Source organism: Stenotrophomonas sp. 2694 (genome assembly GCF_040548715.1).
GTDB classification, from domain to species: Bacteria; Pseudomonadota; Gammaproteobacteria; order Xanthomonadales; family Xanthomonadaceae; genus Stenotrophomonas; species Stenotrophomonas indicatrix.
Map to the genome: position 1 here is coordinate 1 of NZ_JBEPSG010000036.1, position 18,131 is coordinate 18,131.

General features: G+C 67.1%; 15 protein-coding genes. 7 read left to right on the top strand and 8 right to left on the bottom strand.

Features of this window, described 5'->3' with window-relative positions:
* Positions 1-215: 215 nt before the first annotated feature.
* The 5 genes from secF to queA all read right to left on the bottom strand — a co-directional run bounded on the left by secF (position 216) and on the right by queA (position 5,946).
* Positions 216-1,196, bottom strand: a complete 981-nt coding sequence (gene secF / locus ABIA73_RS21175) for a protein translocase subunit SecF (protein WP_025875120.1) — start codon at positions 1,194-1,196, stop codon at positions 216-218.
* 15 nt (positions 1,197-1,211) lie between these two features.
* On the bottom strand, positions 1,212-3,068 hold the full coding sequence (gene secD, locus ABIA73_RS21180) for a protein translocase subunit SecD (protein WP_033830879.1): 1,857 nt from the start codon (positions 3,066-3,068) through the stop codon (positions 1,212-1,214).
* A 61-nt stretch (positions 3,069-3,129) separates the two neighbouring features.
* A complete protein-coding gene (yajC, locus tag ABIA73_RS21185) occupies positions 3,130-3,474 on the bottom strand; it encodes a preprotein translocase subunit YajC (protein WP_025875124.1) in 345 nt (114 codons plus the stop codon).
* Positions 3,475-3,610: 136 nt separating this feature from the next.
* Positions 3,611-4,741 carry a tRNA guanosine(34) transglycosylase Tgt gene (gene tgt / locus ABIA73_RS21190; RefSeq protein ID WP_134832389.1) on the bottom strand — a complete coding sequence of 377 codons (1,131 nt, stop codon included), beginning with the start codon at positions 4,739-4,741 and terminating at the stop codon, positions 3,611-3,613.
* Positions 4,742-4,878: 137 nt separating this feature from the next.
* Positions 4,879-5,946, bottom strand: a complete 1,068-nt coding sequence (queA, locus tag ABIA73_RS21195; RefSeq protein WP_309910754.1) for a tRNA preQ1(34) S-adenosylmethionine ribosyltransferase-isomerase QueA — start codon at positions 5,944-5,946, stop codon at positions 4,879-4,881.
* A gap of 210 nt (positions 5,947-6,156) precedes the next feature.
* On the opposite strand from queA, the gene ABIA73_RS21200 reads away from it, so the two are divergent.
* Complete coding sequence (locus ABIA73_RS21200; protein ID WP_354276247.1) at positions 6,157-7,653, top strand: aminotransferase class III-fold pyridoxal phosphate-dependent enzyme; 1,497 nt, start codon at positions 6,157-6,159, stop codon at positions 7,651-7,653.
* Between the two features lie 194 nt (positions 7,654-7,847).
* Positions 7,848-8,441, top strand: a complete 594-nt coding sequence (locus ABIA73_RS21205; protein WP_025875132.1) for an LOG family protein — start codon at positions 7,848-7,850, stop codon at positions 8,439-8,441.
* Between the two features lie 19 nt (positions 8,442-8,460).
* On the opposite strand, the gene ABIA73_RS21210 is transcribed toward ABIA73_RS21205, so the two are convergent.
* Positions 8,461-11,307, bottom strand: coding sequence for a bifunctional diguanylate cyclase/phosphodiesterase (locus ABIA73_RS21210; RefSeq protein WP_223482271.1), 2,847 nt, complete (start codon positions 11,305-11,307; stop codon positions 8,461-8,463).
* Positions 11,308-11,554: 247 nt separating this feature from the next.
* Here ABIA73_RS21210 and ABIA73_RS21215 point away from each other — a divergent pair, with 247 nt between their 5' ends.
* The 5 genes from ABIA73_RS21215 to ABIA73_RS21235 all read left to right on the top strand — a co-directional run bounded on the left by ABIA73_RS21215 (position 11,555) and on the right by ABIA73_RS21235 (position 15,718).
* Complete coding sequence (locus tag ABIA73_RS21215; protein ID WP_229291374.1) at positions 11,555-12,073, top strand: RNA polymerase sigma factor; 519 nt, start codon at positions 11,555-11,557, stop codon at positions 12,071-12,073.
* Complete coding sequence (locus ABIA73_RS21220; protein WP_309910749.1) at positions 12,070-13,053, top strand: hypothetical protein; 984 nt, start codon at positions 12,070-12,072, stop codon at positions 13,051-13,053. The genes ABIA73_RS21215 and ABIA73_RS21220 overlap by 4 nt, the downstream gene beginning before the upstream one ends.
* Positions 13,054-13,087: 34 nt before the next feature.
* Positions 13,088-13,684: an IMPACT family protein gene (locus tag ABIA73_RS21225; protein ID WP_033830875.1), complete on the top strand. Its 597-nt coding sequence runs from the start codon at positions 13,088-13,090 to the stop codon at positions 13,682-13,684.
* On the top strand, positions 13,677-15,455 hold the full coding sequence (locus ABIA73_RS21230) for an ABC transporter transmembrane domain-containing protein (RefSeq protein ID WP_033830874.1): 1,779 nt from the start codon (positions 13,677-13,679) through the stop codon (positions 15,453-15,455). The genes ABIA73_RS21225 and ABIA73_RS21230 overlap by 8 nt, the downstream gene beginning before the upstream one ends.
* A gap of 68 nt (positions 15,456-15,523) precedes the next feature.
* On the top strand, positions 15,524-15,718 hold the full coding sequence (locus ABIA73_RS21235) for a hypothetical protein (RefSeq protein WP_025875144.1): 195 nt from the start codon (positions 15,524-15,526) through the stop codon (positions 15,716-15,718).
* A gap of 168 nt (positions 15,719-15,886) precedes the next feature.
* Here ABIA73_RS21235 and ABIA73_RS21240 read toward each other — a convergent pair whose 3' ends face one another.
* Positions 15,887-17,011 (bottom strand): prephenate dehydrogenase, encoded by a 1,125-nt coding sequence (locus tag ABIA73_RS21240; RefSeq protein ID WP_025875146.1) that lies wholly within the window; start codon positions 17,009-17,011, stop codon positions 15,887-15,889.
* On the bottom strand, positions 17,008-17,916 hold the full coding sequence (gene pdxY / locus ABIA73_RS21245; RefSeq protein ID WP_059063846.1) for a pyridoxal kinase: 909 nt from the start codon (positions 17,914-17,916) through the stop codon (positions 17,008-17,010). The genes ABIA73_RS21240 and pdxY overlap by 4 nt, the downstream gene beginning before the upstream one ends.
* Between the last annotated feature and the right edge of the window lie 215 nt (positions 17,917-18,131).

Genomic DNA, 18,131 nt, shown 5'->3' on the forward strand with positions numbered 1-18,131 from the left:
GTGTCGGAGTGCGGGGTGTCAGCCGCATGGATGCGGCTGCCAAGCCTACAGGGACGTACTTGCGGCGTCCCCGCACTCCGACACCGCCCCGCCAAACCACGGACACCCGCTTTGGACGTTGACGTTGCTCTTGCCTCGGCGGGTGCAGGGCGCAGCCCTGCCAACAAAAAACCCCGCTTGCGCGGGGTTCTCTGTGTACTGCGTGCAGCAGAGGCTTACGGACGGCGCGCCAGGGCCTCGACGTCCTTGGCCTTGGGCAGCAGGTCCTGCTTGGTCACGCGCAGGGCACCTACGGTCAACATCGGCACCGCCACCAGGATCGAGGACAGCACCACGATCACCGCACCGATCATGTGCGTCTCGGCCAGGCCTTCCATCGAGCTGCCGCCGTACAGGTACAGCGCCAGTGCGGACAGGAAGAACATCACCGCGGTGATCACCGTACGCGACAGCGTCTGGTTGATCGAACGGTTCAGCACTTCCATCGGCTCCACGCGCAGGCTGCGGAAGTTTTCGCGGACGCGGTCGAACACCACGATGATGTCGTTGATCGCAAAGCCCATCACCGACAGCAGGCCGGCCAGCACGGTCAGGTCGAACTCACGGCCCAGCAGCGACACGTAGGCCACCGTCACGATCAGGTCGAACATCGCCACGATGCTCGCGGTGACCGCGAACTTCCATTCGAAACGCACCGCGATGTAGATCAGGAAGCCGGCCAGCATGAAGATGGTGGCGTACAGGCCATTCATCGCCAGGTCCTTGCCGATCTGCGGGCCAACGAACTCGTTGCGCAGCACGGTGGCCTGGTTGTCAGCCGAAGAGACCGCCTTGACCACGGCCGCGGCAGTCGCCTTGTCCTCGGCCGAAGCGCCGCCGGTACCCGGAGCGTGCTCACCGTGCGGGGCCAGGCGGATCAGCAGGTCGGTGTTGCCACCGACGCTCTGTACCTGGGCGCCATCGAAGCCGTTCTGCTCAAGTTTGCTGCGGACGTCCTCGACATCCACCGCGTGTTCGAAGCGGGCTTCGATCAGGGTGCCGCCGGTGAAGTCCAGAGCGTAGTTGAAGCCCTTGAAGCCGATGATGCCGATCGAGGCCAGGAACACGATGATCGTGACGACCATCGCGACATGGCGCCAGCGCATGAAGTCGATCTTGGTATCGTTCGGGAGGATGTGCAGCGGAAACAGTTTCATGTGCGTGTCGTCCCGTCAGATGGCCACGTTCTGGAGCTTCTTGCGACGGCCGTAGATCAGCGTCGCCAGTGCACGCGATACGGTGATCGCGGTGAACATGGAAGCGAAAATACCGATGATCATGGTCAGCGCGAAGCCCTTCAGCGGACCGGTACCGAATGCGAACAGCGCCACACCGACGATCAGGCCGGTCAGGTTGGCGTCGAGGATGGTGCCCGACGCACGCTCGTAACCGGTCACGATCGCGGTCTTGCCCGGCACGCCGGCACGCAGTTCTTCACGGATACGCTCGTTGATCAGCACGTTGGCGTCGACCGACAGACCGACCGACAACGCCAGACCGGCGAAGCCCGGCAGGGTCATGGTCGCGCCGAACAGCGACATCACCGCCACCACGATCAGCAGGTTGAACAGCATCGCGATCGAGGTGATCAGACCGAACATGCGGTAGTAGATGGTGAAGAACACCAGGGTGAACATGAACGCGTAGACCACCGCGGTGATGCCGTTCTTGACGTTCTCCGCGCCCAGGCTCGGGCCGACCACGCGCTCTTCGACGAAGTCCATCGGCGCAGCCAGCGAGCCCGACTTCAGCAGCTTGGCCAGGTCCTCGGCTTCCTTCTTCTGCAGACCGGTGGTCTGGAAGTTCTTGCCGAACACGCCGTTGATGTTGGCCACCGAGATCACTTCCTCGTTGACCTTGAAGCCACGCACTTCCTCACCGTCGACGACGGTCACGGTCGGCACGCGCTCGGTGTAGACCACCGCCATCGGCTTGTTCACGTTCGCGCTGGTGAAGTCGAACATGCGCTGGCCACCGACGTTGTTCAGCGTCACGCTGACTGCCGGGGTGCCGCTGGTGGAGTCGGTCACCGCCTGCGCGGCCACCATCTGGTCACCGGTGACGATCACGCGCTTGTTCAGCAGCACCGGACCGCCGTTGTCACGGCGCTGGTAGACCTTGGCTTCCGGCGGAATACGACCCGACGCGATGGCGTCCTGCGCGTTGCCTTCCACCACAGCCCGATATTCCAGGGTGGCGGTGGCACCGATCATGCGCTTGGCTTCGGCCGTGTCCTGCACGCCCGGCAGCTGCACCACCACGCGATCAGCACCCTGGCGCTGGATGATCGGCTCGGACACGCCGAGCTGGTTCACGCGGTTGCGCAGGGTGTTGATGTTCTGCTCGATGGCGCCGTTGGCGATCTGCGTGATTTCCGCTTCCGGAATGGAGACCGTGATGCGGTTGCCACTGACGTCATAGCCGAGGGTCGGCTGCGCCTTGGCCAGCGCGGCGCGGGCACGCGTACCGGCGTCTTCGCCGGCCGAAGGGCTCAGGTTGGCGACGATGGTGTTGTCGGCACGACGCTCGACCGACTGGTAGGCGATGCGCGCATCACGCAGGGTGCTGCGCACGTCCTCGGTGTAGGCGTCCAGGCGCTTGTCCAGCGCGGCTTTCTGGTCGACCTGCAGCACGAAGTGCACGCCGCCCTGCAGGTCCAGGCCCAGCACCATCGGGCGGCCGCCGAGCTTGGCCAGCCAGTCCGGCACGGTCGAGGCCAGGTTCAGGGCAACCGTGTAGTTCTCGCCCACGCTGTCACGCAGCGCATCGCTGGCGGCAGACTGCGACTTCAGGTCCGACAGGCGGACGATCAGGCTGTCCCCTTCCTTCTCTGCACCGATCGTGGTGACACCGGCCTTTTTGAGGTCGGCCAGCACACGGTCGCGCAGCGCATCGTCGATCTGCCCGCCACGGTTGGCGGTGATCTGGATGGCCGGGTCCTTCTGGTAGATGTTGGGCAGTGCGTACAGCGTGCTGAGCGCCAGTACGATCACGATGACGACGTACTTCCAGCGTGGAAATTCGAGCATTGCTTGGGTCCCGCGCGGCGCCATCCCCGGCGCCGCGGTTGTGCTTCAGAAAGGGAGTGGCTTACTTGGCCGAATCCAGGGTGCCGGTCGGCAGCACGCTGCCGACAGCGCCCTTCTGCACGCGGATGCGCACGTTCTCGGCCACTTCGACGGTGACGAAGTTGTCGCCGATATCGGTGACCTTGCCGGCGATGCCGCCGTTGGTCAGCACTTCGTCGCCGCGCTTGATCTTCTCCAGCATGGCCTTGTGCTCCTTCTGCCGCTTCATCTGCGGGCGGATCATCAGGAAGTACATGATGGCGATCAGGATGATCGGGAACAGCAGCGTGGTCAGGCCCATGCCCTGCGGTTGGCCGCCAGCGGCCTGGGCGTGGGCGGCGGGAATCAGGAAGGCAAGCAGGTTCATCGTTGGTCCTTTGGTTGGGCGGCGCTTCGGCCGTTTCACGGGCACGAGGTGTCGACCGCGGATCTGGGTCAGCCTTGAAGTATGCCACGGCCCCGGGCGTTCGTCCTTGGGCCGTTTGGCAGGGGGTGCTGCGGGTTTACAGGGGCGGCGCTACCGCCCCGCGTGCTGCGTAGAAGGACTCGCGGAAGGCCAGGAAGGTTCCCGCCTCGATGGCTACGCGGATGTCGGCCATCAGTTTTTCGTAATAGAAGAGGTTGTGCTGGGTGCCCAGCATCGGCGCCAGCATCTCGTTGCAGCGGTCCAGATGGCGCAGGTACGAGCGGGTATAGCCGCCGGCACAGGCCACGCAGCCACAGCCCGGCTCGATCGGGTCCATGTCCCGCGCGTACTGCGAATTGCGGATGCGGACGGTGCCAAACGAGGTGAAATAGTGGCCGTTGCGCGCATTGCGGGTCGGCATCACGCAATCGAACATGTCCACGCCGCGTGCGACACCCTCGACCAGGTCTTCAGGGCGGCCAACGCCCATCAGGTAGCGCGGACGGTCGGCCGGCAGCTCCGGATCCAGATGGTCGAGCATGGCGTTGCGCTCGTCTTCCGGCTCGCCCACGGCCAGGCCGCCAATGGCATAGCCGTCGAAGCCGATCCCCTGCAGGGCCTCGGCCGAACGGCTGCGCAGGTCGGTGTGCACCCCGCCCTGGACAATGCCGAACAGGGCCGCATCGTTGCCCAGTTCGTCATGCGCGTTGCGGCTGCGCTGGGCCCAGCGCAGGCTCAGTTCCATCGATCGGCGGGCGACGTCCTCGGTGGCCGGGTACGGCGTGCACTCGTCGAAGATCATCACCACGTCCGAATCGAGCACCTTCTGGATCTTCATGCTCTCCTCCGGGCCCAGGAACACCCGGGCACCGTCGGTCGGCGAGGCGAAGGTCACGCCCTGCTCGGTGATCTTGCGGCGGTGGGCCAGCGAGAACACCTGGAAGCCGCCGGAGTCGGTCAGGATCGGGCCATCCCAGCGGCAGAAGCCGTGCAGGCCGCCGTGGTCGGCGATGATGTCCAGGCCCGGCCGCAGGTACAGGTGGAAGGTGTTGCCGAGGATGATCTCGGCGCCCAGCGCACGCACCTGGTCCGGCAGGATGCCCTTGACCGAGCCATAGGTCCCCACCGGCATGAAGGCCGGCGTTTCCACCGTGCCACGCGGGAAGGTCAGGCGGCCACGGCGGGCGCGGCCATCACGGGTCTGGAGCTGGAACTGCAATCGGGACATGGAACGGTCGTTCGGGCAAATAGTTGTCTATTGTCTCCCAAAACCGCCTTTCCTGCTCCGGTAGCGCCGGGCCATGCCCTGCGGATGACCCGCAACTGCGCCCCGCCAGGCATGGCCCGGCGCTACCCACCTCGGCCCTACCCCGCCTGCGGGAACAGCAGCATCGCGTCGCCGTAGCTGAAGAACCGGTAGCGCTGCTCGATCGCGTGCTGGTAAGCCTCGAACACGCGCCCCTTGCCGGCAAACGCCGAGATCATCATCAGCAGCGTGCTTTCGGGCAGGTGGAAATTGGTCACCATCGCGTCGACGCTGCGGATCCGGTAGCCGGGGGTGATGAAGATCTGCGTTTCGCCCGCGAACGGCAGCAGCTCGCCCTCACGCATCGCGCTTTCCAGCGCGCGCACCACGGTCGTGCCCACGCCGATCACCCGGCCACCGGCCGCACGCGTGCGTCGCACCTGCTGCACCAGCTCGGCACCGACGTTCAGCCACTCGCGGTGCATGACGTGGTCCTTCAGGTCGTCGGCGCGCACCGGCTGGAACGTGCCTGCGCCCACGTGCAGGGTGACGTGGCCGAAATCCACGCCCTTGTCCTTCAGTGCTGCCAGCAGCGCCTCATCGAAGTGCAGGCCTGCGGTCGGTGCCGCCACGGCGCCCACTTCGCGCGCGAACACGGTCTGGTAGCGCTCGCGGTCGTCCACACCGGGCTCGCGCTGGATGTAGGGCGGCAACGGCAGCCGGCCGGCGTGCAGCAGCCACTGCTCCAGCGATTCCGGCACATGGAACTGCAGCACGTAGAACTCGCCGTCGCGCCCCAGCACTTCGGCTTCGCCACCGGCATCCAGGGCGATGCGGCTGCCGGCCTTCGGCGACTTGCTGGCACCGACCTGGGCCCGCGCCTGCTGGCCGCCGAGCAGGCGCTCGATCAGGATTTCCACGCGGCCACCGCTGGCCTTCTGCCCGAACAGGCGCGCCGGAATCACCCGGGTGTCGTTGAACACCAGCAGATCGCCCGGTTGCAGCAGCGATGGCAGGTCGCGCACCTGCAGGTCGGTGAAGGCAGCCGGCGCCGGCGGCACCAGCAGCAGGCGGCTCGCCGAGCGTTCGGCCAAGGGGGCCTGGGCGATCAGTTCGGCCGGCAGTTCGTAATGGAAATCGGACTTCTTCAAGGCAGTGGACGGCAACAGGTCGACAATGGCGCGCATTGTACGTCCAGCGTCTGCGAGCCGGCACGAGCGAGGCCGAACGTCGCGCAAAATGCTGCTATGCAGCAGTCTTTTGCGGGGTTATCGCGCAAAAAAACAAGTGCTAGCATCGACGAGGAAGTCCGCTGCACGAGCCCGCCCCAAGCGCGCGTGAAGACGCGCGTTTTGCTTTTGAAGGCCCGTGCGACCCAACGTTTCAGGAGATCTGCAATGAGCTTCATCGAACGCCTCGCCCCCCTCCGCGCCCAGCCCGGCACCCGCCTCACCAACGGCCTGGATGACGCAACCCTGACCACCCTCGCCGCCAACCATCCGCAGCTGGTCGCCGCGGTCGATGCCGCTGCTGCCGAATTCGCGCGCGTGCAGGCTGAGCTGGGGCCGCTGCTGGCACAGGATGAGCAGGCGCAGATCGATGCCATGCAGGACGGCTTCGTCAATTTCTACGCCGATGATGCGGTGACCCCGTACGTGGCGCTGGCCGCGCGTGGTCCGTGGGTGGTCACCCTGAAAGGCGCGGTGCTGTACGACGCCGGCGGCTACGGCATGCTGGGCTTCGGCCACACCCCGGACGCCGTCATGGAGGCGATGTCACGGCCGCAGGTGATGGCCAACATCATGACCCCCAGCCTGTCCCAGCAGCGCTTCATCACCGCGCTGCGGGCCGAGATCGGCCACCGTCGTGGCGGCTGCCCGTTCACGCGCTTCATGTGCCTGAATTCCGGCTCTGAAGCGGTTGGCCTGGCCGCGCGCATCGCCGACGTCAACGCCAAGCTGCAGACCGACCCGGGTGCCCGCCATGCCGGTGCGGCAATCAAGCGCGTAGTCATCAAGGGCAGCTTCCACGGCCGCACCGACCGACCGGCGCTGTATTCCGATTCCAGCCGCAAGACCTACATGCAGCATCTGGCCAGCTACCGTGGCGAGGAGTCGGTGATCACCGTCGCCCCGTACGACGAGGCCGGCCTGCGCAAGGTGTTCGAGGATGCCGCGCACAACAACTGGTTCATCGAAGCGGTGTTCCTGGAGCCGGTGATGGGCGAAGGTGACCCGGGCCGCTCCGTGCCGCCGGCGTTCTATGCACTGGCCCGCGAACTGACCCGCGCCCACGGCAGCCTGCTGCTGCTGGACTCGATCCAGGCCGGCCTGCGCGCCCATGGCGTGCTGTCGGTGGTCGACTATCCGGGCTTCGAAGGCCTGGACGCGCCGGACATGGAAACCTACTCCAAGGCACTGAACGCCGCGCAGTATCCGCTGTCGGTGCTGGCCGTGACCGAGCACGCCGCGCAGCTGTACCGCAAGGGCATCTACGGCAACACCATGACCAGCAATCCGCGTGCGCTGGACGTGGCCTGCGCCACCCTGGCCCAGTTGACCCCGCAGGTCCGCGCCAACATCGCCGAGCGCGGTGCCGAGGCCGTGCGCACGCTGGAGCAGCTGAAGAACGAACTGGGCGGCCTGATCACCAAGGTGCAGGGCACCGGCCTGCTGTTCTCCTGCGAACTGGCCCCGCAGTTCAAGTGCTATGGCGCCAATTCCACCGAGGAATGGCTGCGCCAGCACGGCATCAACGTGATCCATGGTGGCGAGAACTCGCTGCGCTTCACCCCGCACTTCGGCATGGACAGCAGCGAGCTGGACCTGCTGGTAGGCATGGTGGGCCGTGCGCTGCGTGAAGGGCCGCGCCGCGAACAGGCGGCCGCTGCGTAATCCCAGACCCTCGTAGAGCCGGGCGCTGCCCGGCTGAAGGGCTGGCCCTGATCTGAACGAAATATCGCCGGGCAAAGCCCGGCGCTACAGAGAACAACGGCAAAGCCTCATAATTGCCCGGACACCCCGCCCTGCGACCGGCTTCACTGGTTGACCGCGGGGCGTTTTCGTTTCCGGCCAAGACAGGAAGATCCATGAAGTCGATCTGTGTGTACTGCGGTTCCAACGCTGGCAGCAAGCCGGTCTACACCGAACGCGCCATCGCGCTGGGCGATCGCATCGCCCGCGACGGCATGCGCCTGGTGTACGGCGGCGGCAATGTCGGCCTGATGGGTACCGTGGCCAATGCCGTGCTCGCCGCCGGCGGTGAGGTCACCGGCGTGATTCCGCGCCAGCTGGCCGACTGGGAAGTGGCCCATCGCGGCCTGACCGAACTGGAGATCGTCGGTTCGATGCATGAGCGCAAGTCGCGCATGTTCGATCTGTCCGATGGCTTCGTCGCCCTGCCCGGCGGCTTCGGCACCATGGAAGAGATCTTCGAGATGCTGACCTGGCGCCAGCTCGGCATCGGCAACAAGCCCTGCGCGTTCCTTGATGTGGACGGCTTCTATGCGCCGCTGATCGGCATGATCGATCGCATGGTGGAAGAGCGCTTCCTGCACCCCGAGCAGCGCCAGGACCTGTGGTACGGCTCGGACATCGAGGAGATGCTGGCCTGGATGAAGAACTACCAGCCGGCCCAGGCCTCGAAGTGGATCGACGAGAAGCGCCGCGCGGCGCTGCGTTGAGGACTACGTGCGCGGTGGCTCAGGCTGCCGCGCGCGTCCACGGTGCCGGCCGGCCCAGCAGGTAGCCCTGGCCGTAGTCGCAGCCGAGCTCGAACAGCGTGGCACGCTGCGCCTCGGTCTCGATGCCTTCGCCGATCGTCTCGATGCCCAGCGTGCGTGCCAGTGACAGCACGCCTTCGACCAGCGCGCGCGTGCTCTGTGCCTCCGGGCCGTGCAGGCCGGCAATGAAGCTCTGGTCGATCTTCAACGTGCTGATCGGGAAACGGTGCAGGTAGGACAGCGCCGAGAAACCCGTTCCGAAATCATCCAGCTGCACCTGGATGCCACGTTCACGCAGGCCCTTCAGGATGCGCAGCGTGTGTGGACCGTCGTCGAGCAGCGCGACCTCGGTGATCTCCAGGCGCAGTCGCCGCGGGTCCGCGTTGCTCGCCTCCAGCAGGCCATACAGGCGCCCGCTGAACTCGGCGGAGCGGAAATGCCGCGGCGACACGTTGACCGACACATAGCCACGCCCACCATCGGCAAGGCCGGCGATGACCTGCTCGTAGATCAACCAGTCGACCTGTTCGATCAGGCCGCTTTCCTCGCCCAGTTCCAGGAACGCGCCTGGCAGCAGCAGTCCACGGCGCTCGTGCTTCCAGCGCAGCAGGGCCTCGTGGCCGACCACCTCGCCGTCGGAGAGGCGCACGATCGGCTGGTAGAACGGCACGAAATCACGGTTGTTGATCGCCCGCCGCAGGTCGGCCTCGAGATCCAGGCTGCGCAGCGCCTGCTCGCGCATCTCCTCATCGAAGATCGAGCAGCGGTCGTGGCCCTGGGCCTTGGCCCGGTACATCGCCGCATCGGCGTCGCGCAGCAGTTCCTCGCCGGTGCGATAGCGCGGGTTCCACAAGGCGATGCCCAGGCTGCCGGAGGGGAACAGCTCGCGACCGGCGATCCACATCGATTCCTGCAGTGCCAGCAACAGCCGCTGGCCGAAATCCAGCGCCTGCGCCAAGCCCTCCGGACAGTGCAGCAGCACGGCGAACTCATCACCGCCCAGGCGCGCCACCACATCATTGTCGCCGGCCATGGACACGATGCGCTTGGCTACTTCCACCAGCATGCGATCGCCGGCGGCGTGACCGATGCTGTCGTTGACCAGCTTGAAGCGGTCAAGGTCCAGGAACAGCACCGCGAACACCGGGCCACCTTCGCGCCGGGCCAGCGCCAGCGCATCCTGCAGCCTGTCCAGCAGGTGCAGGCGATTGGGCAGTCCGGTCAGCGCGTCGTGCATCGCCTGGTGGGTCAGTCGCTGCTCGGCGCGCAGGCGCTCGCCGATCTGGCCCAGCAGCTTTTCGTTCACCTCGCCCAGCTCGCGGGTGCGCTCCTCCACCCGCTTTTCCAGCTCGGCATGCGCCGAGCGCAGTCGTTGCTGATCGCGCTGGCGCGCAAGACCGGTGCCGATGTTCTGCGCAACGAAGATCAGCAGGCGCTGGTCATGCACGCTGAAGGCGATCTGCTCGGTGTAACTCTGCACCACGATCGCACCGACCACTTCGTCGTCGCGCAGCAACGGCACGCCGAGCCAGCACTGCGAACGTGCGCCGGATTCGCGCACCTCGCCGGTTTCCAGCAGCGCATCGATCTGCGCACGCGAGGCCAGCAGGGGCCGACGATGGCGGACTACGTACTCGGTCAGGCCGCGACTGAACGCGCGCGGTGCACGACTCGCGTTGTGCTCGTCGACCGAGTAGACGAAATCCAGCCCATCGCCCTCGGCATTGACCAGCGCGATATAGAAATTGCGCGCATCCAGCAAGCGCCCGACCACGCCGTGTACCTGCCCGTAGAACTGCGCCAGGCTGTCGGCCGACATCGCCATTTCGGCGATGTTGTACAGCGCGGTCTGCAACTGCTCGGCGCGGCGGCGCTCGGCCACTTCATCCTGCAGGCTGAGATTGGCGCGCTGCAGTTCCTGCGTGCGCCGTTCCACCTGCTGCTCCAGCCGCACCTGCGCCTGGCGGCGGTCCATGGCGGTCTGCACGTGCTGGGCGACAAAACCCAGCAGGGCCCGTTCGGCCTCGCCGTAGCGGTCGGCATGCTCGTAGCTCTGTACCACGATCGCACCACACACCCGGCCATCGCGCAGCATCGGCACGCCCAGCCAGTCCAGGCTCTCCGGACCGCGCTGCGGGTCGTGCTCCTGGTCTACCCGCGCCAGCAGTTCGCGCGAAGGCCCGCTCAACGGCCGGCCATGCCGCAGCAGCGCTACTGTCAGGCTGCGCGGCATCTGGTCGATGTCGTAGCCCTGGGCAGGATCGGCGACGAAATCATCGACCTGGTCGGCGAAGTACAGGAAGCGGATCTGCCGGCGGGCATCGTCATACTCGACGATGTAGCAGTTCTGCGCATACATCAGCGTGCCCAGCACGCCATGCACGTGGCGCAGCATCTCGCTCATTTCCAGGTCGGCACCGGCCAGGTCGGCAATCTGGAACAGGGCCTGCTGCAACCGCTCAGCTTCTTCCAGCGCCTTGATCTGCCCCGCCTGGCGGCCCCGCTGCAGGGCCAGCTCCATGGCCTGCCGGGCCAGCCCCCACCAGGCCGGGGAAGGCGTCGCGCCGCGTACCGACAGCAGCAGCCGGGCGCCGTCGTATTCCCAGCCGTGGCGGCCTTCGGCGTGGTCGGCCAGCGGCTGCCAGATGTCCTCCTCGCCACCGCCGATCGGCCAACCGCCCTGCCCGCTGCCGAGCTGCGGATCGTCCCAGCCGACGCGCACGATCGCCGTTTCCGGCAGCAGCGCATGCAGCGCGCGCACCAGCGCTGCGCTCAGCACAGGCTCGTTGTTTGACGCTTCCAGCGCGCGGTCGGCTTCGGTGGACAAATGACGTTCTCTTGGCGCCGCCTGAGCGCCGCCTCCCCTGAATTACCGAGCATAACGCGCCACCCGGGGGGCAATGGAAGCCCGGCAACCCCGAAACGTGCCCTCGGGCGTTTTTCCTTTCGATCCCCTCCCGGTTCCTGCCGTGACTGTCGCCCTGTCCCACCCCATCGCTGGCTATGCGCCACCGCCTGCAGGGCTTACCCTGTACGGCGTGGATGCCAGCGCCCTGCCAACCGATGAAGCCTTGATGCTGGCTTGGGCCGCCGGTGAAGTGCACGCGTTCGAAAGCCTGTATGCCCGTCATCGCAAGCGCCTGTTCGGCTTCCTGCTGCGGCAGCTGCGCGACACCGCGCTGGCCGAGGAGATGTTCCAGGACGTCTGGCAGCGGGTGATCAGCGCGCGTGCAGGCTGGCAGGCCGATGCCGCCTTCAGCACCTGGCTGTTCCGCATCGCCCACAACCGCCTGAACGACCACTGGCGCGCCGCCCGCCATCGCCCCCCTGCACCGGCCGATGCCGATCTGCGCCTGGCCGCGCTGGAAGATGGGCAGACACCGGAAGCGGAATTGTCCGAATTCGAGCAACGTCGCCGCATCCAGCTGGCGATGGAAGAACTGCCCGCAGAACAGCGCGAAGTGCTGCAGCTGCGGCTGGAACAGGAACTGAGCCTGGAGGAGATCGGCCAGATCACCGGCGTTGGCCGGGAAACCGTGAAATCGCGGCTGCGCTATGCGATGGACAAGCTGCGTGCGGGACTGAACGCATGAACCGAGACGATGCACTGACGCCGGAAGAACGCGAACTGGCACGCCTGCTTGGGCGCCGCACCGAACAGGGCCCTCCGCCGGCACTGGACGCGGCGATCCTCGCCGCTGCGCGTGCGGCCGTGGAGACGCCAGCACGCGAGGCGGCCCCAGCGCCGGTGGCACCGCGCACGCTGCGCCCGCGCCGCCGCTGGCCGGCCGTATTCGGCGTGGCCGCATCGGCGGTGTTCGCCGTTGGCATCGCCTGGCAGATGCGTCCAGAGCCGCCCTCGGCCCCTGCCGAGGCAGTTGCCACCGCGCCGGCTGCACAGGAAATGGCGGCCGATGCGAGCGCCGAAGGCACGGCCTACGACAGCGCGGCCGCCGATGTCGCGGCCACCGAAGCCGCACCGGTACCTGCACCGGCCGCAGCACCCGCACCTGCGGCGGCCAAGACAGCACCGGCACCGGCACCGACCATCGCGGAGGTGGTGAAACCCGCGCCTGCCGCACCCCGGCAGGCACCTGCTCCGATGATGGCGCCGGCACCGCCACCTGCGCCTGCAGCCGACACAGCGTTTGCGCCGCCTCCGATGCCAGCGGCAGCGCCCCCCGCGGCCGAAGCCTATTCGGCACCTGCGCCTGCGGCCCCTGCCGCGACGATGAGGGCGCGCAAGGCCACTGCGGCGGCGGCCGAATCAATGTCCTCCGCACAGGCCACGGCCGAAGACCGCGTCGCGCTCACCGCGGCCAAGCAGGACGCGGCCGGCAGAACCGCGCCTGGCGTCATGCGCCGCGCAAGCGACGCGAACCTCAGCGCGGACGCGGTACAGGCCGAAGTGCAGGCCGATGCCCGGCTGCCACGCCGGCAATGGCTGCAGAAGATCCGCGAGCGCCGCGACGCCGGCCAGCGCGACCTGGCCCGGGCGAGCCTGGAGCGTTATCTGCAGACCTATCCAGAGGCGCGCCTGCCAAAGGATGTGCGACCGTTGCTGGACGACTGAGGCACGTCGGCGGCAAGCCCGTAGAATGAAGGGAATGCCCGACACCCTCGCCCAACCGGTCAACCACACCCTGGACGTCAAGCACAGCCGCTTCATCGCGCATGCCGCGCCGATCGAGAGCGCGTCTGCGGCGATGGCATTTCTGCAGGACGTATCGGTAGCCGATGCGACCCACAACTGCTGGGCCTACCGGCACGGCCAGGACTATCGCTCCAGCGATGACGGCGAGCCCGCCGGCACCGCAGGCCGCCCGATCCTGGCCGCCATCGATGGCCAGGGATTCGACCGGGTGATGGTGGTGGTCACCCGCTGGTTCGGCGGCATCAAGCTGGGCGCCGGTGGCCTGGTCCGGGCTTACGGCGGCGCCGCTGCCGAATGCCTGCGCACCGCGCCGCGCCTGCCACTGGTGGCGATGGCGCGGCTGCAGCTGGTGGCTGGATTCGAGGACCTGGGCGCGCTGCATGCGGCCCTGCCGGCCCACGCGGCCGAAAAGCGCGATGAACAGTTCGATGCCAATGGCGTGAGATTGCGGGTGGAATTGCCCGCAGACCAGGTCGACGCATTGAAAATCCGCCTGCGCGACGCCACCCGTGATCGTATCCGTATCCAAGATGACCCCCTCGATGACTGACAAGGACGCACCGGCGACCGACCCGGCCTCCCCGCCGCTGCGCCGCCTCGGCAGCCTGCGCACACTGTGGCCGTTCGTGCGCCGCCACAGCGGATTGTTCAGCGCCTGGCTGCTGGCCCTGGCCGTTTCTTCAGCGGCGACCCTGAGCCTGCCGCCGGCGGTGAAGCAGATGATCGACCACGGCTTCAGCAGCGGGGGCCAGATCAACCGTGCCTTTGCATTGCTGATGCTGGTCGCTGTGGTGCTGGCGTTGGCGACGGCGGCGCGCTTCTACTTTGTTTCGCTGCTCGGCGAGAAGGTCGTGGCGGATCTGCGCAGCCGGCTGTACGCGCACCTGATCCAGCTCGGCGCCGGCTTCCACGACCGCAGCCGCAGCGGCGAGCTGGTTTCGCGCCTGACCGCCGACAGCGAACTGCTGCGCAGCGTGGTCGGCTCGACCATGTCCGTGGCGCTGCGCAGCAGTGTCACCGTGGTCGGCAGCCTGGCGATGCTGTTCGTCACCAGTCCGCGGCTGGCCGCCTGGTCGCTGCTCGGCATCCCGCTGGCAGTGCTGCCGATCATCATCGGCGCGCGCAAGCTGCGTACCATCGCGCGCAGCAGCCAGGACCGCATTGCCGATGCCAACAGCCTGGCCAGCGAAACGCTGGGCGCGGTGCGCACCGTGCAAGCGCATGCGCGCGAGCCCTATGAACGCGGCCGATTCGACCATGCGCTGGGCGATGCGATCCGTGCCGCGCGCCGGCGCATCGGCGCGCAGTCGCTGGTGACCGCCAGCGCCATCCTGCTGGTGTTCGGTGCGATTGTCGGGGTGTTGTGGCTGGGCGCGCACGACGTCATCGACGGGCGGCTCAGCGCCGGTACGTTGGGCCAGTTCGTGCTGTACGCACTGATCGGTGGTGGTTCGGTCGGTGCGCTGGCCGAAGTGTGGAACGAACTGCAGCGCGCATCCGGCGGCATGGGCCGCATCGGCGAGCTGCTGCAGGAAGACATCGAGATCCGTGCGCCGGCCAAGCCGCGTGCGCTGCCGCAGCCGCTGCGTGGCGAGATCCGTTTCGACGACGTGCTATTCAACTACCCGCAGCGACCGGATCAGGCAGCGCTGGATCATTTCAACCTGCACGTGCGGCCGGGTGAAACCGTCGCCCTGGTCGGCCCGTCAGGCGCCGGCAAGAGCACGGTGCTGTCGATGCTGCTGCGCTTCCACGATCCGGCAAGCGGCCGCATCTGCGTGGACGGCATCGATGTGCGCGAGGTCGATCCGGCCGAGCTTCGCGCGCAGCTGGCGCTGGTGCCGCAGCAACCGACATTGTTCGCCGCCAGCGCACGCGACAACATCCGCTATGGACGGCTGGAGGCCAGTGACGCCGAGGTGGAGGACGCAGCCCGTGCCGCCGAGGCCGACGCCTTCCTGCGTGCGCTGCCAGAGGGCTACGACAGCGAACTGGGCGAGCGCGGTGCCCGCCTGTCCGGTGGCCAGCAGCAGCGCGTGGCGATCGCCCGTGCCTTGCTGAAGGACGCACCGATCCTGCTGCTCGACGAAGCCACCAGCGCGCTGGATGCACAGAGCGAACATGGCGTGCAGCAGGCGCTGGAACGCTTGATGGCGGGGCGCACCACGGTGGTCATCGCCCATCGGCTGGCGACCGTGCTGAAGGCCGACCGCATCGTGGTGATGGACCATGGCCGTATCGTGGCCGAAGGCACGCATACGCAGCTGCTGGCTGAAGGCGGCCTGTATGCGGAGCTTGCACGCCTGCAGTTCATCGATTGATGACGGCCGGCTAACACCGGCCGGATCACTCTGGTGGCGTAGCGAAGAACCACTGAAGGAGGCCAGGCATGTCGTTCCGTCAGTTCCCTGCTGTCGACAGCAATGGCGAAAGCCACATCATCATCGAGTTCAAGCCCGAGGCCAGCGGCAGTGGGCATGGCTCCGAAGCGACGCCGCGTTATGAGCTTGATGACGGACGCCAGCTGGTACGCAACGGCCGCGAGTTCACCACCAGCGGCGGCGAGGTCAGGTTGTCGATCTAGCGATCCACCGCGGAGCCGGGCATGCCCCGGCTCTACTGCTGTTCCGGACAGAAAAAAGGTTGGTCATTTTTTGACCAACCATCTTGACAGCCTTGCACGCCAAGGCCTGCCGCCGGTTATCCACATGTTTGCGCAGAAGCCATCCACACGCCCTGTGGATGAATGGCGTTACGCCAGCACCCGGCCGATCCCGCTGGCATCCACTTCGGCCGCGGCTGCCGCGATAGCCCCTGGCTCACTGCCGGCCACGAAACCGATGCGGAAATGCACTTCGCCAGCAGGCGTGCGCGAGGAGTGGATCGAGGCGAGGCTGATGCCATGCTGCTCGAACACGTTCAGCAGCTCACGCAACGAACCGGCGCGGTCTTCAGGCAGATGCACCGACAGTGCATTGCGCTCGGTCAGGTCGGCCAGCAGATAGCCGACGCGCTCGAAGGTGTAGTTGCCCGCAGCCAGGGCCTGATCGCCGAAGGCACTCCTGTTGGCCTCCAGCAGGTGATCGCGGAACGCGCCCCGCGCAGCGTCGTCGCCCTGCCCCACCTGTACCTGCAGCGTCTGCAGCTGGCCGATCAGGCGTTGCAGCATCGGCGCCACATAGGGATTGCCGAACTGGATGTCTTCGTAGATCGCCGGATTCAACGACAGGATGCGCGAGATGATCGCGGTATCCAGTTCGAACGAGGCCGATCGATACGGCAGCATCGCCGCCAGCGTGCCCAGCTGCGGCTGGTACTCGCGCAGCACACCCGCCTGGGCCAGGTGGGTCGCATGCACCATCGCCTGCACCAGCGCCATCATCTGGTCATGGTGCTGCGGGGTGGCGCGCACGCATTCGGCCTGCAGTGCCAGGCACAACGCGTCCACCCAGGGCCGCCAATGCAGCAGCCTGGCCTCGCAGACCACCATCACCCGGCCCTTCAGGGTCGGCGCCTTGGGCGGCGCCGTCATCGGATGCAGGCCCACCACTTCGGCGCACGAGGCCAGCATCGCCTGCACCGGCGCTTCCTTCACCGAGGTCACATCCAGCCACAAGCGTTCCTGCTCGCGGCCCGCCGACAGGCGCGCGTACTCGGCGATCAACGTGGACGTGTGCCGGATCGGTGCGGAGAACACCAACACGTCGGCCTGTTCCAGCAACTGCTCCGGCGCATGCGAACCCGGATCGGCCGGATCGTGGCCGATCACGCGCACCTGCATGTGCTGTTCGAAGAACCGGGTCAGCCAGCGTCCATAGGCGCCGGCACTGCCGACGATGCCGACCGTGCGCGGCGTGCGTTCGTGCAGATCGCTCATGCCAGCCGTTCGGCGCGGAAGCGCATGCCGTCGGCCAGTGCCGCCGGTGCGGCCGCGATCACGTCGAACTCTTCGAAGCCGTGGGCCAGGGTCGCCTCCAGCGCCGCATGGGTGCCGGCGATGGCCCGCGAGATGGCCATCTGCATCGGCTCACCACGCAACAGGAAGGACACCATCAGCGACATCAGCACATCGCCGGTGCCTGCCACATCCACCGGCAGCAGCGGCGAGGTCCAGCGCCAGGTTTCCTCGCGCCCCACAGCCAGCGTCACCAGCTCGCCCGGATTGCCGCCGACGCTGTGTGCCAGCACCCACTGCGGCCCCCGCGCCAGCAGCGCGCGCGAGGCAGCAATGGCATCGGCTTCGGCCAGTGCCGGCATGCCGGTCAGGCGACCGAGTTCGAAGGCATTCGGGGTAACCAGCCATGCATGCGGCAGCAGGCGCTCAGCGAAGATCGCTTCCAGTCCCGGCTCCACGTAGGGACCGGTGTGGGTATCGCCGATCACCGGATCCAGGCAGTAGCGCAGCTGCGGACATGCCGGCAGGATCTCGTCCAGCCAATCAGCAAAGGCCGCCCCGTTGGCAGCGCTGCCGAAGTAACCGGAGACCAGCATCTTCGCCCGCTGCGGAAGACCCCGTTCATGCGTGCCGAGCAGCAGATCGGCGAACCAGTCGCTGGGCAGCACACGGCCACGGGTGGTCTCGTAGAACGGCGCATTGCTCAGCAGCGTGGTCGGGATCGAGGCCACGCGCACGCCGAGCGCACGCATCGGGGGCAGCGCGGCGCTGTTGCCGGCATGGCCGTAGACCAGTTGTGATTGGACCGAAATGACATCGATCGGCGAAGGGCCGTCGGGCCGCTGGCGGCGGCCGTGGACCAGGTGGTTGTCGAGGGATTCGCTCATGCCCGCATTCTACGCCCAAGGGGGTTTTCGGCAGGGCTGCGCCCTGCACCTGCAGAGGCAACAGCCACAGCCAAAGCCGAGGCAACAGCAACAGCCGGCTCTGGCTATTCTCTGGTTTGGCGGGGCGGTATGGGGCTGCAGGACACGCCGTAAACCCATCCATGGGGGCTCGATGGCGCCATCCATGGCGCCAACGGTCCTGCAGCCCCATACCG

Coding starts and splice junctions, on each gene's coding strand:
- ABIA73_RS21225 (WP_033830875.1), top strand. CDS start 13,088: ATGCCCGACACCCTCGCCCAACCGGTCAACCACACCCTGGACGTCAAG.
- yajC (WP_025875124.1), bottom strand. CDS start 3,474: ATGAACCTGCTTGCCTTCCTGATTCCCGCCGCCCACGCCCAGGCCGCT.
- ABIA73_RS21240 (WP_025875146.1), bottom strand. CDS start 17,011: ATGAGCGATCTGCACGAACGCACGCCGCGCACGGTCGGCATCGTCGGC.
- queA (WP_309910754.1), bottom strand. CDS start 5,946: ATGCGCGCCATTGTCGACCTGTTGCCGTCCACTGCCTTGAAGAAGTCC.
- pdxY (WP_059063846.1), bottom strand. CDS start 17,916: ATGAGCGAATCCCTCGACAACCACCTGGTCCACGGCCGCCGCCAGCGG.
- ABIA73_RS21235 (WP_025875144.1), top strand. CDS start 15,524: ATGTCGTTCCGTCAGTTCCCTGCTGTCGACAGCAATGGCGAAAGCCAC.
- ABIA73_RS21200 (WP_354276247.1), top strand. CDS start 6,157: ATGAGCTTCATCGAACGCCTCGCCCCCCTCCGCGCCCAGCCCGGCACC.
- tgt (WP_134832389.1), bottom strand. CDS start 4,741: ATGTCCCGATTGCAGTTCCAGCTCCAGACCCGTGATGGCCGCGCCCGC.
- secF (WP_025875120.1), bottom strand. CDS start 1,196: ATGAAACTGTTTCCGCTGCACATCCTCCCGAACGATACCAAGATCGAC.
- ABIA73_RS21230 (WP_033830874.1), top strand. CDS start 13,677: ATGACTGACAAGGACGCACCGGCGACCGACCCGGCCTCCCCGCCGCTG.
- ABIA73_RS21205 (WP_025875132.1), top strand. CDS start 7,848: ATGAAGTCGATCTGTGTGTACTGCGGTTCCAACGCTGGCAGCAAGCCG.
- ABIA73_RS21215 (WP_229291374.1), top strand. CDS start 11,555: ATGCTGGCTTGGGCCGCCGGTGAAGTGCACGCGTTCGAAAGCCTGTAT.
- ABIA73_RS21220 (WP_309910749.1), top strand. CDS start 12,070: ATGAACCGAGACGATGCACTGACGCCGGAAGAACGCGAACTGGCACGC.
- secD (WP_033830879.1), bottom strand. CDS start 3,068: ATGCTCGAATTTCCACGCTGGAAGTACGTCGTCATCGTGATCGTACTG.